Here is a 12912-nt window from a genome sequence, read left to right as displayed (position 1 = left end):
CTCAGTTTACGTTGGCAGCTCTGCTTGGCGAGCGCACGGCATGTTCACTGGGCAGGCGCGACCACGTCGATGACCTCGAGCAGCATGCTGCGTGCCATTGCCCTCGGCTCGGGATCGACCTCGCCCAGCGCTCCGACGACGGCACCGTCGACCACCGCCACGAGACGTCGGAGTTGCTCTTCGTGGACGATTCGTCCCGATCGGCGGAGCACGTCGGTCAGCAGGTCGTCGATCTGCGCTCGCAGTCTCAGTTGCACCTCCCGAAGCTGCGGATGACGTGCGGAGGCGATGAATCTCTCGTAGCGCGCGACGAGTCGTTCGTGTCCTTCGTCGAGGCCGTCCTGCGGACCGATGAGCAGATCCACGATGAGTTCGACGGTCGACTCCATGTCGCGACCGAGGCTTCCCAGCTGGTCGATTCGCCCGCGCATCACTTCGAGTTCTCGGTTTCCGAGCACCTCTACTGCGCAGGCGATGAGATCGTCGAGCGATTCGAAGTAGTAGGTCGTGGACGCAAGCGGAAGACTCGCCCTTGCCGCAACCGCTCGATGGCGAACCGCGTCGAACCCGCCCTCGACCAGTAGATCGGCTGCGGCACAAGCCAGAGCGTGTCGTCGACGCTCTCCTTTTGGAGTCGCGCCCGACACCTTGTGCGGAGTCTCGGACGATACGGCTGACATTGGAGCCATCGTGCCAGTCCGCGCCCATCTGTCTGAGGTAAACGGGTCTTTCGCCCATGTGCAATCGTGAACTACATGACCGTTCGAACCATCGACCTCCGCTCCGACACCGTCACCCGCCCCGACGCCGCCATGCGACACGCGATGGCCGACGCCGACGTCGGTGATGACGTCCTCGACCGCGACCCGACGATGGCACGACTCGAAGAGCGCGTCGCGTCGATGCTCGGTTACGAGGGGGCACTGTGGGTTCCGAGCGGCTCGATGGGCAACCTGATCGCGCTGATGCTGCACCTGCGGCGCGGAGACGCCTTCCTCGCTCCCGAGCATGCGCACGTGCTCGGCTCCGAGCTCGGCACGGCCGCCTGGCTCGCCCAGGGGATGCCGCAGGTTCTCCCCCACGACGCCGGGCCAGGGCGCCCGACGCCCGAGACCGTCCGCGCGGCCGTCGGAACCGGGCCCTACTTCACGCTGTCAACGACGCTGCTGTGCCTAGAGAACACTCACAACTTCGCGGGCGGGGCGGTGTTCGACGCCAACGAGTGGAACTCGCTCGTCGAGGCCGCGCGTTCCAAAGACTTGTTGGTTCACCTCGACGGCGCTCGGGTGTGGAATGCAGCCGCTGCGCTCGGGGTCCCGGTGTCGGATCTGACGCGCGGCGCGGACACCGTCCAGGTCTGTTTGAGCAAAGGCCTCGGTGCACCCGTCGGCTCGATGCTGGCCTCCGATTCCGCGCGCATCACCGAAGCCCGACGGATCCGCAAGATGCTCGGCGGCGGCGTCAGGCAGGGCGGGATCCTCGCCGCGGCCGGCCTGCTGGCACTCGACAACGTCGACTCGCTCGCAGCCGATCACGCCAATGCCACACTCCTCGCCGACGGCCTCCGCGAGCGCGGCTGGATCGTCGCGGCGCCGCAGACCAACATCGTGCTCGCAGACGGGTCGCTCGGCATTGCCGAACTTGCCGAACTGGGAATCGCTGCCGTCACGGTGACCGGGAAGATCCGCTTCGTCACGCATCGCGATGTGAGCGAGTCCGATATCCGCGAGGTGCTCGGGCGGCTAGGAGAGGATCGGCGTTAGGCGCACCAGGGCCTCGGTCACATCCTCGGTCGTCCCGGCGAACGAGAATCTGACGGTCTCTAGGCCGTGGACAGTATCGAAGTCGACGCCGGGGGCGAGCGCGACACCTGTGCTCGCGAGCACGTTCTCGCACCAGGCACGCGAATCCTGCGTCAGATGCCCGATATCGGCGTACGCGTAGAACGCTCCGTCGGCTGGCGCGAGATCGGTGACGCCTGCTTTCGTGAGTCCGTCCAGCACGATGTGCCGATTGCGGGCGTAGCGCCGGACGTGGCCGTCGAGTTCGGTTCGCGATTCCGCGGTGAACGCAGCAACGGCAGCAAGCTGAGAGATCGCGGGCGGGCAGACGGTCATGTTGGACGCGAGTCGTTCCACGGCCCGGCGGAGCGTCGAGGGCAACAGCATCCAGCCGAGGCGCCAGCCCGTCATCGAGAAGTACTTCGACACCGATCCGATGACGACGGATTCCTTCGACGTCTCCCATGCGCTGGACGTGCCGACGTCGCCGTAGGAAATGCCGTGATAGATCTCGTCGGAGATCAGCAGGGTGCCGTTGTTCTCGCACCACCGAGCGATCGCGGCAAGCTCGTCGGCGTCGATGATGGTGCCCGTCGGGTTCGCGGGGCTTGCGATGATCAGTCCCTTCGGCGGCTCGGGTAACGCGTCGAGCATCGCCACGGTCGGTTGGAATCTCGACTCCGCGGCGCAGTCCAATTCGACGACGCGACAACCCAACGCCGCGAGTGTATTTCGATATGCCGGGTACCCGGGGCGCGCCATGACGACGGTATCTCCGATGTCGAACGCAGCGAGGAACAGCAGAGTGAACGCGCCGGATGATCCGGTGGTCACCACGACGTCGTCGGCATGAACGGTGACGCCTGCCTCGAGCGCATGATGCTTCGCGATTGCCTCCCGTAGCGGCAGGATGCCGAGCGTCTCGGTGTAACCGAGCAGGTGCGTCTCCAGCGCCTCCCTCGTCGCTCGCAGTACCGGCGCGGGAGCGGATGTCGACGGCTGGCCTGCCGCGAGCGACAGCACGTCGCCGTGCGTGCGCGTCCTGACGGCTGCGGCTTTGAACACGTCCATTACATGGAACGGCTCGATCCTGCTTCGCCTCGACGGGCTTCTGTTCGACTCGGTAACCACGAGTTCGAGGCTAACCTCCGTGGAAGACTGGACCGATGCCGGAACCAACAGCTCAGGATGTAGCCGATGCACTGGACGCACTGCGGTCGTCGACTCCGCTGGTGCAATCGCTGACCAATGTCGTGTCCGCGAACTTCGTCACCAACGTTCTGCTCGCGGCAGGAGCGAGCAACGCGCACATCGACAATGTTCACGAAGCCGCAGGGTTCGCCGCGATAGCCTCCGGTGTACTGGTGAACCTCGGAACACCGGACGACGGCACAGCGGCAGCGTTCACTCTCGCCGCGAAATCTGCACGCTCATCGGGTACACCATGGGTTCTCGATCCAGTCGGCGTCGGCGGTCTACCGTGGCGGACCGAACTCGCCGCTGAGCTGCTCACCCTCGAACCCACAGCCATCCGCGGCAACGCATCGGAGATCATCGCGCTCGCCGGGCTCGGAAGCTTCGGTCGTGGAGTGGACAGCTCGTCTGATTCCAAGGCTGCCGTACCGGCGGCAGTTGCGTTGCTCGAGTCAGCCCAGGTGGTATCCGCATCGGGCCCGGTCGACTACATCGTCGGTCGCGGCAATTCGGGGCCGGTGGGTGTGTCGGTGACCGGTGGCAGTCCGCTGCTCACGAAGGTGACCGCGACCGGTTGCTCACTTGCAGCGTTGGTGGCGGCTTATCTTAGTGTGTCGCCCGATCCGCTCGTCGGAATCACTGCCGCGCACGCCCACGTCATGGTCGCGTCCGAAAAAGCTGCGAAGAACGCTACCGGCCCAGGATCTTTCGCGGTGGCCTACCTCGATGCCCTGGCGTCGGTCACCCCCACTGACCTGCGCGGAGCACAGATCGAGCCGTTGACTCTGTAACCCGTTCATCCACAGGCCGACTGGTTGTCCACAGCTGACTGTTTTCGAGGGTCTTCGGCTGCCACCGCAATGCACAGTTGTGAACATGGGGGTCTACACACGCACGCAGTTGGAGGAATCGGGGATCTCGCGCTCGGGCATTGCGCGACGGATCAAGCTAGGAGCCCTGGTGCGCATCCTTCCGGGGATCTATTCGGAGCCGGAGCCGAGCTACTTCGAACTCTGCACGGCGGTGTCGCTGTGGCGCGGAGATGCGGTGCTCAGCCATGCGAGCGCCGCGTGGCTGTGGGATCTGTCCGTACTCGAACCCACCGTCGTACATGTGACGCTGCCCCGCTACGTCAGGGTCACCGGATCGCCATTGGTTACGGTGCATCGTAGGGATGTTCCGGTGTTCGAGCACCGTGGAATGCCGGTGGTGTCGGCGGTGCAGTGCTTCGTCGACGTGGCGGCAACACTGACTGGAATCGCGCTGGAACAATTCTTCGACGGGAACATCGGAGCCCGCGTGAGCTGGCGCGCCGTGACAGATCACTGCGAGACCGCGCGCGGAATGGCCGGGATACGCGAGGTACGTCGCCAGCTTGAACTCTGCTGTCCCGGAACGTTGTCGGAACCGGAGCGACTGGTCGCCAGAGCGGTCCGTGCGCGAGGAGTGAAGATGGAGATCAACGCACCCATCGGCCACTATTACGGCGATCTCGTCGACGGCCCATCGAAAGTGGACGTCGAAATCGATGGGCGGAAATACCACATCGCCCCAGAACCGTTCGACAACGACCGGAAACGTCAGAACTGGATGGTGCTCCGCGGGTGGCTGGTGCTGAGGTTCTCGGCTGCAACCGTCTATCGGAACGTCGACGCGGTTGCGGACGAAATAGTCGCCGTTGTGCGAAGACGTAGAAAGAGCAGGGGTGCATAGAGCTCCACTATTGCGCGAAACTTCCCGAAACCCGGAAATTTTGCGCAATAATGGAGGAAAGCTCCCGGTCCTACAACTGAATACGCCCTTCTTGCGCCGCCAGGCCGATATCGGTGCGAAAGTGGCTGCCCGGCAGACGGATCGACTCGATCTTCGAATACGCATCCGCCCGCGCTGCGGCCAGATCCGCACCCGATCCCACGACACTGAGCACGCGACCACCTGCGGAGACGACGGCATTGTCCTTCAGCGCAGTGCCAGCATGGAACACGCCGACTCCCTCGGCGCCGGTGATCGCATCACCGGTACGCGGACGGCCGGGATAGTTCTCGGCGGCGAGCACTACGGTCACCGCGGCGCCCTCCTTCCACCGCAACGGGGAAAGCGAAGCGAGAGTGCCGGTAGCCGTGGCATTGAGTGCTTCACCGAGCGGGGAATCGAGCAGTTCCAACACAGCCTGAGTCTCGGGATCACCGAAGCGACAGTTGAATTCGACGACAGCGGGGCCTTGCGCACCGATCGCCAGTCCCGCATACAGCAGACCGGAGAACGGGCAACCTCGCTTGACCATCTCGGCGGCGACGGGTTCGACGACCTCGCTGACGATCTGCTGGACCACGGCGTCGGGTAGCCACGGGAGTGGGGTGTATGCACCCATGCCGCCGGTATTGGGTCCGGTGTCTGCGTCGCCGACGCGCTTGTGGTCCTGCGCGGGCAGCAACGGTACGACAGTCTCGCCGTCGACGAGGCAGAACAGCGAGACCTCGGGTCCGTCGAGGAAGGATTCGAGCAGCACCGGATGTCCGGTCTCGAGCAGTTCGGCAGCGTGATCGCGCGCCACGAGACGGTCGGTGGTGACCACGACGCCTTTCCCCGCGGCCAAGCCGTCGTCCTTGACCACCCAGTTGGGCCCGAAGCGGTCGAGCGCCGCGTCGAGCTTCGCCGGAGAATCGACGATCTCACTGTGCGCCGTGCGGACTCCTGCCGCCGCCATGACGTCCTTGGCGAACGCCTTCGAGCCTTCGATCCGAGCAGCTTCGGCTGACGGCCCGAAAGTGGCGATCCCCGCGGCGCGGAGCGCATCGGCCACACCGAGAACGAGAGGCACCTCGGGCCCGATGACCACCAGGTCGGCTTCGACCTTGCGGGCCAGCGCAGTGACGGCCTCGCCGGACGCGACGTCGACGGAATGCTGCTCGGCGAGTGTCGCCGTGCCTGCATTCCCCGGAGCCACCAGCAGCTTGCTGACCAACGGGTCCTTGCTCAACGCAAGAAGGAGGGCGTGCTCACGAGCACCGGAACCTATGACGAGTACGCGCACAGTGGACAAGAGTATCGGCTCGACCCGCTCCGAGCGAAAAGCTAGCTCAGGTCGTACAACGTGACCCCGTCGACCGTGGTCGCTGCGTAGTTCGCAATGACCCATTCCGAGATCTCGGCCGAGGTGCCCGAGCTGGCGCCACCCATTCCTCCGCCTGCGATGAAGTAGTGGATCTGGCCGTTCTCCACGTAGTCCTGGAACTGCGCGAGGGTCGGCGACGGGTCGGTGCCGTTGAAGCCACCGATAGCCATGACCGGATCCTCGGTCGCCAGCTGGTAGCCGGAGGCGCTGTTGGATCCGATGGCTGCCGCGACCCAGGTGTACGAGTCGGCGTCGGCGTCGAGGAGCGAGGTGATCGCGGCGGTCGGCGTGCTGCCACTGAGCAGGCCGCCTGCGGCTCCGCCCATGCCGCGTATTTGGCTTGCCCCGCCGTCCGTAGCAGCAGCACCCGTAGCAGCAGGAGGAGCCATGGGTATCTGACCGCCCGGCATCTGACCGCCACCATCACGTGCGCCGCCCACGCCGCGTCCGCCGCCGAATCCGCCCATGCCCGTCGAGGGTCCTGCGGTGACGATGGATCCGGTGTGCGGGGTGTTGACGGTGTCGATCGCGTAGGCGGTCGGTCCAGCCAGGCCTGCGAACATCACCGCGAGAATCGACGCGACAGCCAGTTTTCCGCGCGTCATTGCCGGGATCAGCAACAGTACGGCGCCGACCAGGCCGACGACCAGAATGGTCCAGCGAAGCCAGGGTACGAAGTCTGCGCTGCGCCCCAGCATGACCCATGCCGTGACGACGGCGGCGAGAGTGCCCGCAGCCATGCCGATCCGAACCCAGTACTGCTCACGGTGACGCCAGGCCAGCACACTGCCCGCACCGATCAGCGCGGCAATCGCCGGAGCCAGAGCCACGGTGTAATAGGAGTGGAAGATGCCTGCCATGAAGCTGAAGGTCAGCCCGGTTACCAGCAGCCACAGACCCCACACGGCCAGCGCTGCGCGCTGCGGGTCGGTACGACGAACACGTCCGCGCAGTGCAAGTCCGAGCACCAGCAGGATCAGCGCCGACGGGATGAGCCAGGCGATCTGACCGCCCTGCGAGGAGTCGAACATCCGGGTGATGCCTGTTTCGCCCCACATGCCGCCGCCGGCCGCACCGCCACCCGCTGTTCCACCAGCTCCGCCAGTGGCGCCGCCACCCGGTGTCACGCTGCCGGTTTCGTCACCGCTGAGACGACCGAGTCCGTTGTAACCGAGGGTCAGCTCCAGGATCGAGTTGTTCTGCGAGCCGCCGATCCACGGCCGCGACGATGCGGGCCACAGTTCGACGACGAGGAGCCACCAGCCTGCGGAGACGATTGCGGCGCCCAGGGCTGCGAAGAGCTGGAGCAGTCGTTTCACGAACTTTGGCGGACCGGCAACGATGTACATCAGCGCGATCGGCGGTATCACGAGCATGACCTGGAGCTGCTTGGTCAGGAACCCGAAGCCGACGAACACTCCGACGAGAACGAGCCAGCGTGTGCGGCCGTCCTCGACTGCCCGCATCGAGGCCCAGACCGCTGCGATCATGAGCAGCACCAGCAGGGCATCGGGGTTGTTGAAGCGGAACATCAGGGCTGCGACTGGCGTAACAGCAAGAGCAAGTCCCGCGAGAAGTCCTGCAGCCGAGCCGAACTGACGGCGAATGGACGCCCACAGCAGTGCGACGGATCCGACGCCCAGGAGTGCCTGCGGGATCAACATCGCCCACGAGCTGAGGCCGAAGATGCGCACGGACAGCGACATCAGCCACAGGGACATCGGCGGCTTGTCGACGGTGATCGAGTTGGCGGCGTCGGACGAGCCGAAGAAGAACGCCTTCCACGACACCGAACCTGCTTGCACTGCAGCGGAGTAGAACGAGTTGGCCCACCCCGAGGCCCCGAGTCCCCAGATGTATGCGACGGCGGTGCCGACCAGCAGTGCACCGAGGCCGATCCACTCCACACGGGCACTCTTCTGAGGCACCGGAGCGTCCAAGTGCCGTTCCATCAAGGTGGTCACTGCTGCGCTCCTTCACTGCTGCGGAACACCCAGCGCAATGCAACGAAACGACACACTGTCGCAACGAGATTGGCTGCGATGAGCACCACCAGTTCGACGTGGCGGGATACGTCCGGAACCCAGGTGTGCAGGATCGCGAGCGATCCACTGGTGACGACGAGGGCGAACCCGAAGACGAGCAGCCCTTGAAGCTGATGCTTTCCGGCACCCTCGGATCCACGGACTCCGAACGTGAATGCTCGGTTGGCAGCGGTGTTCAGTACAGCAGTGATCAGAAGACCGATGAAGTTCGCGGCCTGCGCACCGATCACTGGATGCAGCACGAGATAGAGAAGGCCGTAGGCGATGGTGCTGGCGACACCGATGATGCCGAAGCGCACCAACTGTCCGACCATTCCGTGCGGCACTCCGGCCACGAGCGGCTCCCGTCCAAGACTTGTGCGTAGTTCGGCGACAGGCAGCGCGCCCGACGCCAGGGCGCGCCCGACACGCCAGCATCCCTGAAGATCCTTCACGGCGGTGTCGACGATGTTGACGCTACTGTTCGGGTCGTCGACCCAGTCGACCGGAACCTCGTGGATCCTCAGGCCTACCTTCTCGGCGATGACGAGCAGTTCGGTGTCGAAGAACCAACCGGTGTCCTGAACCAACGGTAGGAGTTCGCGGGCCACATCGGTGCGCATGGCCTTGAACCCACATTGGGCGTCGGAGAACCGCGCACGGAGCGAGGTTCGCAAAATCAAGTTGTAGCTTCGCGAGATGAACTCACGCTTCGCACCGCGCACGACACGGGACGAGCGGCTGAGCCGCGAGCCGATCGCGAGGTCGGAATGTCCCGACATCAGCGGGGCGATCAGCGGCATCAGCGCGTTCAGGTCGGTGGAGAGGTCGACGTCCATGTAGGCCACGACGTCGGCGTCGGAGGCGAGCCACACTGCTTTCAGTGCACGTCCGCGTCCCTTCTCCTCGAGGTGATGGACTCGGACGCCGTCGATCTCCTCGGCGAGACGCGCGGCGACGGCAAGGGTGCCGTCAGTACTGGCGTTGTCGGCGATGGTGATCTGCGCCCTGAACGGGATGTTGTCGCCCAAGTGAGCGTGGAGCCGCCGAATGCACTGTTCGAGGTCGGCTTCCTCGTTGTAGACGGGAATGACCACCTCGAGCGAGGCAGTGGCCCTGGTAGCGGAGCCCGAGCCGGACCGGCGGCCGTCTGCTCGGAGTAGCGAGTTCGATGTCATGGGATCAAGATTGGTCTCCGCGCCTGCGACCACCCTGCATCCGAGCTGGCAGTTTCCTGGGTACAGCTCCGGGCCTATTGTGGGCTCATGGCATCCGTGTTCAGCAAGATCATCAGCGGCGAGATTCCGGGACGATTCGTGTGGGAGGACGAGGACGTCGTGGCGTTTCTGACCATCGCTCCCGTCACGCAGGGCCACACACTGATCGTTCCTCGCGAGGAGATCGACCAGTGGCAGGACATCGACGGCGCTGTCTTCGGCAAGTTGACCTCGGTGGCTCAGAAGGTGGGCCAGGCCGTGCGGAAGGGTTTCGGCGCCCCGCGCGCCGGCTTCCTGATTGCGGGTCTCGAGGTTCCGCACCTGCACCTGCACGTGTTCCCGGCCTACGACATGGGCAACTTCGACATCTCGGGCGCGGATCCCAGCCCGTCACCCGAATCGCTCGACGATGCGGCCGCCAAGATCAAGGCTGCGCTCACCGATCTCGGACACAGCAAGAACGTCCCTACCTGATCGGTTCCAACAACCGTCACGTCGAACGCAGTGCGATGGACACTGCGTTCGGCCGCACCCTGTCACCGATACCTGGTCCCGGCCGCATCGATTCGTCCGAAGGACGAGGAACCACTCCGCACGTCGGGCACAGTCCTGCCCTGATCAGCAGCGTCCACCGCTCCCCGACCAGAACCAGATTTGCCAGCATAAGGTTCGCTCACCGAACCGAAAAGGAACTCGATGACACACGCTGAGGTCCAACGTCGAACGCTCACCGTCGCTGCGCTGGGCACACTGCTGACCCTCGTCGCGTTCACCGCCCCACTGGCGACGATCAACTCGACGGCCGCCACCCTCGGCAGCGATGCAGCAGGCAAGACCTGGATTCTCAGTTCCATGAGCATCGGGCTCGGCGCAGCACTACTGATCGCAGGGACCATCGCCGACGACTTCGGCAGGCGCCGGACGTTCGTCATCGGTGCCGTGGTCCTCGCTCTCGGGTCGGTGGCATGCGCAGTGGCACCGAACACGCCGGTGTTCGTTGTTGCCCGAATCGTGCAGGGACTCGGCGGCGCGGCGTTGGTCGCCTCCGGCCTCGGCCTCATCGCCCACACACATATGGCCGGTCCGCTACGTGCTCGGGCGAGCGGAATCTGGGGTGCCAGCGTCGGGGCAGGCATCGCACTCGGTCCGCTGGCCTCCGCGTTTCTCGATCGTGTCGCAACGTGGCGTGACGCGTATTGGATCCTCGCCGTGCTTGCTGCGGTGCTCGCGGTGGCAGCGAATCTGCTGGTTCCCGAATCGCGGACCGATACTCCGCGAGGACTCGATCCAGCGGGCGCGCTACTTCTCGGCATCGGTGTCAGCGCACTGCTCGCAGGCCTGGTCGAGGGTCGCCGTGGATGGACGCAGCCCACGCCGATCGTGCTGTTCGCCGCGGCGGTACTCTTGTTGACGCTCTTCGTAATTCATGAATCTCGCAGCAACGTGGCCATGTTGGACCTAAAGCTGTTGATGCATCCACCGTTCGTCGCCGCGACGGTCGCCGCGTTGGTGACGGGCATCGGCATCATCGCGCTGATGTCGTTCATGTCGGGGTTCCTCGGAAACACCTACGGCATCGATGCTCTCGGCGCGGCGTTCCTGCTGTTCGCGTGGTCCGGCACGTCTGTCGTCACAGCTCTGCTTGCCCGGCGGATTCCGCCGAGTGTGAGCGGTGGAGCTCAGCTCGCCATCGGGTTGCTCGGTGTAGCCGTCGGGCAACTCGCGCTGCTGGGTGTGTCCGAATCCTCCACGTGGGTGAGGTTCTTACCAGGTTTGATCGTTGCAGGCATCGCCAGTGGTGTGCTGAATGCGGCCCTCGGACGCGAAGCGGTGGCCAGCGTGCCAGCGGGTCGAGCGGGCATGGGCAGCGGCGCCAACAATACTGCGCGGTACGTCGGCTCGGCGATCGGCGTGACCGTAGTGTCGGTCCTCGCGCTCCCGGCCGGAACGCCGACCCCGTCGAGCATGGTCGACGGCTGGAACACCGCGGTGCTGTTCACTGCGGCCGCATCCGTCGTCGGCGCGTTGGTGGTGTTGGCAACGCGCAGGCGTTGAACCACGCCGCCGTCAAAGAACCCCGCCGTCATAGAACCCTGGGTAGCTCCACGCGGAACGTCGCCCCTTCACCAGGGACGCTGTCGAGAGTCACCGTTCCGTTGTGCGCGGCAACCAATGCCGACACGATCGACAGGCCGAGACCACTGCCGCCGCTCTCGCGTGTGCGCGACGAGTCGGCGCGATAGAACCGTTCGAAGACATGGCCCGCTTCCTCGGAGGACAAACCGGGTCCGGTGTCGCGGACCTCGAGGAGTACCGATGTGTCGGTGGTTGCGACGCCGATAGCGATACTTGCATCAGGGGGTGTGTGCCGGATGGCATTGCCGACGAGATTCGCGAGCACCTGCCTCAACCGCGCATCGTCGCCGACAACCTCGGGAATGCCTGGCCCCGGAAGCACCTTCAGTGAGATATCACGCTGCGGAGCCACTGCTTTGGCGTCGTGTACCGCGTCGGCGGCGATCGTCAGAATGTCGACCGACTTGGTTTCGATCGGTCGCTGGGCATCGAGGCGAGCCAGCATCAGCAGATCCTCCACAAGAAGGCCCATGCGAGCGGATTCGGATTCGATGCGGTTCATCAGCAACGTGATATCGCTCATCGCGCCCTGTCGGTAGAGCTCGGCGAAGCCGCGGATGGTGGTCAGCGGAGTCCTGAGTTCATGACTGGCGTCGGCGACGAATCGTCGCATCTTGTTCTCCGACGCCCGTGCCGCTTCTTCGGAGGCTTCACTGGCAGCAAAGGCGCGCTGAATCTGAGACAGCATGCCGTTCAGTGCAATCGAGAGCTTTCCGAGTTCGGTCCGAGAGCTTCGCTCGGGCACCCTCTCGTGGAGATCTCCTGCTGCGATGGCTGCCGCGGTCTCTTCGACTTGGACGAGCGGCCGCAGACTTCGGCGCACCACAAAGTACGTCACCACTGCCAGGATTCCGAGAACGATTGCACCGATGATCAATTGCAGTACGAGAAGTTTTTCAACGGTGATCTGCGTTTGTGTGAGACTCTGCGCGACGATCGTCGTTGCCTGTGCTCGCCCGCCTTCCATACCTCGTGGGTGTCGTCGTCGAGCTCGATGTCCGCGAACGAGATCCGCGACGGCGCGGGCTCCTCGGTCTTGCCGGACCTGCGGAGAATGACACGCAGGCGCGCGACGACCTCTTCGAGGCTGAAGGGCTTGGTGACGTAGTCGTCAGCGCCGAGCGTAAGTCCGGACACCTTGTCCTCGACCGAATCACGGGCTGTGAGAAACAGTGCAGGTGCGTCGACACCGTCGGCGCGCAGCCGACGCAACAGGCCGAAGCCGTCCATGCCAGGCATCATGACGTCGAGAATCACGGCCTCGGGCCGGAAGGTCCGCGCCTTGTCGAGTCCTTCCGGCCCGGACGCAGCAGTCTGCACCTCGAACCCTTGGAACCGCAGACTGACCGACAGGAGTTCCAGAATGGTTGGTTCGTCGTCGACTACCAATACGCGTGCCTCAGGTGTTTCGCTCACCGGACCATCATGGTCCTGGTACCTGCGTG

11 protein-coding genes and 2 pseudogenes are annotated in these 12912 nt (G+C 64.7%); 5 read left to right on the top strand and 8 right to left on the bottom strand.

Annotation, left to right across the window (positions count from 1 at the left end; translation table 11 throughout):
* Positions 1-44 precede the first annotated feature (44 nt).
* A complete protein-coding gene (locus tag QMK17_RS04360) occupies positions 45-689 on the bottom strand; it encodes a TetR/AcrR family transcriptional regulator (protein ID WP_283507212.1) in 645 nt (214 codons plus the stop codon).
* Between the two features lie 66 nt (positions 690-755).
* Here QMK17_RS04360 and QMK17_RS04355 point away from each other — a divergent pair, with 66 nt between their 5' ends.
* Positions 756-1763 (top strand): threonine aldolase family protein, encoded by a 1008-nt coding sequence (locus QMK17_RS04355; protein ID WP_283507211.1) that lies wholly within the window; start codon positions 756-758, stop codon positions 1761-1763.
* Here the strand turns inward: QMK17_RS04355 and QMK17_RS04350 are convergent.
* Positions 1743-2852, bottom strand: a complete 1110-nt coding sequence (locus tag QMK17_RS04350; RefSeq protein WP_283507323.1) for a pyridoxal phosphate-dependent aminotransferase — start codon at positions 2850-2852, stop codon at positions 1743-1745. The two genes, QMK17_RS04355 and QMK17_RS04350, sit on opposite strands and share 21 nt — an antisense overlap.
* A gap of 95 nt (positions 2853-2947) precedes the next feature.
* Here QMK17_RS04350 and thiM point away from each other — a divergent pair, with 95 nt between their 5' ends.
* A complete protein-coding gene (gene thiM / locus QMK17_RS04345; protein WP_283507210.1) occupies positions 2948-3766 on the top strand; it encodes a hydroxyethylthiazole kinase in 819 nt (272 codons plus the stop codon).
* Between the two features lie 85 nt (positions 3767-3851).
* Positions 3852-4688 (top strand): DUF559 domain-containing protein, encoded by an 837-nt coding sequence (locus QMK17_RS04340; protein WP_283507209.1) that lies wholly within the window; start codon positions 3852-3854, stop codon positions 4686-4688.
* Between the two features lie 70 nt (positions 4689-4758).
* Here QMK17_RS04340 and purD read toward each other — a convergent pair whose 3' ends face one another.
* The 3 genes from purD to QMK17_RS04325 are packed head-to-tail and all read right to left on the bottom strand — an operon-like array spanning position 4759 to position 9292.
* Positions 4759-6009 carry a phosphoribosylamine--glycine ligase gene (gene purD, locus QMK17_RS04335; protein WP_283507208.1) on the bottom strand — a complete coding sequence of 417 codons (1251 nt, stop codon included), beginning with the start codon at positions 6007-6009 and terminating at the stop codon, positions 4759-4761.
* Between the two features lie 41 nt (positions 6010-6050).
* A complete protein-coding gene (locus QMK17_RS04330; protein WP_442972691.1) occupies positions 6051-8042 on the bottom strand; it encodes a glycosyltransferase family 39 protein in 1992 nt (663 codons plus the stop codon).
* Positions 8043-8050: 8 nt separating this feature from the next.
* On the bottom strand, positions 8051-9292 hold the full coding sequence (locus tag QMK17_RS04325; RefSeq protein ID WP_283507206.1) for a bifunctional glycosyltransferase family 2/GtrA family protein: 1242 nt from the start codon (positions 9290-9292) through the stop codon (positions 8051-8053).
* Between the two features lie 87 nt (positions 9293-9379).
* Here QMK17_RS04325 and QMK17_RS04320 point away from each other — a divergent pair, with 87 nt between their 5' ends.
* Positions 9380-9805, top strand: coding sequence for an HIT family protein (locus tag QMK17_RS04320; RefSeq protein ID WP_283507205.1), 426 nt, complete (start codon positions 9380-9382; stop codon positions 9803-9805).
* 16 nt (positions 9806-9821) lie between these two features.
* On the opposite strand, the gene QMK17_RS04315 is transcribed toward QMK17_RS04320, so the two are convergent.
* Positions 9822-9995 carry a hypothetical protein gene (locus tag QMK17_RS04315; RefSeq protein ID WP_283507204.1) on the bottom strand — a complete coding sequence of 58 codons (174 nt, stop codon included), beginning with the start codon at positions 9993-9995 and terminating at the stop codon, positions 9822-9824.
* 32 nt (positions 9996-10027) lie between these two features.
* Between QMK17_RS04315 and QMK17_RS04310 the strand changes: the two genes are divergently transcribed.
* The gene (locus QMK17_RS04310) at positions 10028-11386 is read left to right on the top strand and encodes an MFS transporter (protein ID WP_283507203.1); all 1359 of its coding nucleotides are present in this window, start codon (positions 10028-10030) and stop codon (positions 11384-11386) included.
* A 28-nt stretch (positions 11387-11414) separates the two neighbouring features.
* On the opposite strand, the pseudogene QMK17_RS04305 reads toward QMK17_RS04310, so the two are convergent.
* Positions 11415-12407 (bottom strand): annotated as a pseudogene (locus QMK17_RS04305) (sensor histidine kinase); the annotation flags it as partial.
* A gap of 11 nt (positions 12408-12418) precedes the next feature.
* Positions 12419-12883 (bottom strand): annotated as a pseudogene (locus QMK17_RS04300) (response regulator transcription factor); the annotation flags it as partial.
* Positions 12884-12912 lie beyond the last annotated feature (29 nt).

Source organism: Rhodococcus sp. G-MC3 (assembly GCF_030063335.1).
In the GTDB taxonomy this organism is placed as follows: Bacteria; Actinomycetota; Actinomycetes; order Mycobacteriales; family Mycobacteriaceae; genus Rhodococcoides.
This window is presented reverse-complemented; position numbering and strand designations above follow the sequence as displayed.

Excerpts from the sequence above, each read along its gene's own strand:
- QMK17_RS04360 (WP_283507212.1), bottom strand. The coding sequence starts at position 689 with ATGGCTCCAATGTCAGCCGTATCGTCCGAGACTCCGCACAAGGTGTCG.
- thiM (WP_283507210.1), top strand. The coding sequence starts at position 2,948 with ATGCCGGAACCAACAGCTCAGGATGTAGCCGATGCACTGGACGCACTG.
- QMK17_RS04355 (WP_283507211.1), top strand. The coding sequence starts at position 756 with ATGACCGTTCGAACCATCGACCTCCGCTCCGACACCGTCACCCGCCCC.
- QMK17_RS04340 (WP_283507209.1), top strand. The coding sequence starts at position 3,852 with ATGGGGGTCTACACACGCACGCAGTTGGAGGAATCGGGGATCTCGCGC.
- QMK17_RS04320 (WP_283507205.1), top strand. The coding sequence starts at position 9,380 with ATGGCATCCGTGTTCAGCAAGATCATCAGCGGCGAGATTCCGGGACGA.
- QMK17_RS04310 (WP_283507203.1), top strand. The coding sequence starts at position 10,028 with ATGACACACGCTGAGGTCCAACGTCGAACGCTCACCGTCGCTGCGCTG.
- QMK17_RS04325 (WP_283507206.1), bottom strand. The coding sequence starts at position 9,292 with ATGACATCGAACTCGCTACTCCGAGCAGACGGCCGCCGGTCCGGCTCG.
- QMK17_RS04350 (WP_283507323.1), bottom strand. The coding sequence starts at position 2,852 with ATGGACGTGTTCAAAGCCGCAGCCGTCAGGACGCGCACGCACGGCGAC.
- QMK17_RS04315 (WP_283507204.1), bottom strand. The coding sequence starts at position 9,995 with ATGCTGGCAAATCTGGTTCTGGTCGGGGAGCGGTGGACGCTGCTGATC.
- QMK17_RS04330 (WP_442972691.1), bottom strand. The coding sequence starts at position 8,042 with ATGGAACGGCACTTGGACGCTCCGGTGCCTCAGAAGAGTGCCCGTGTG.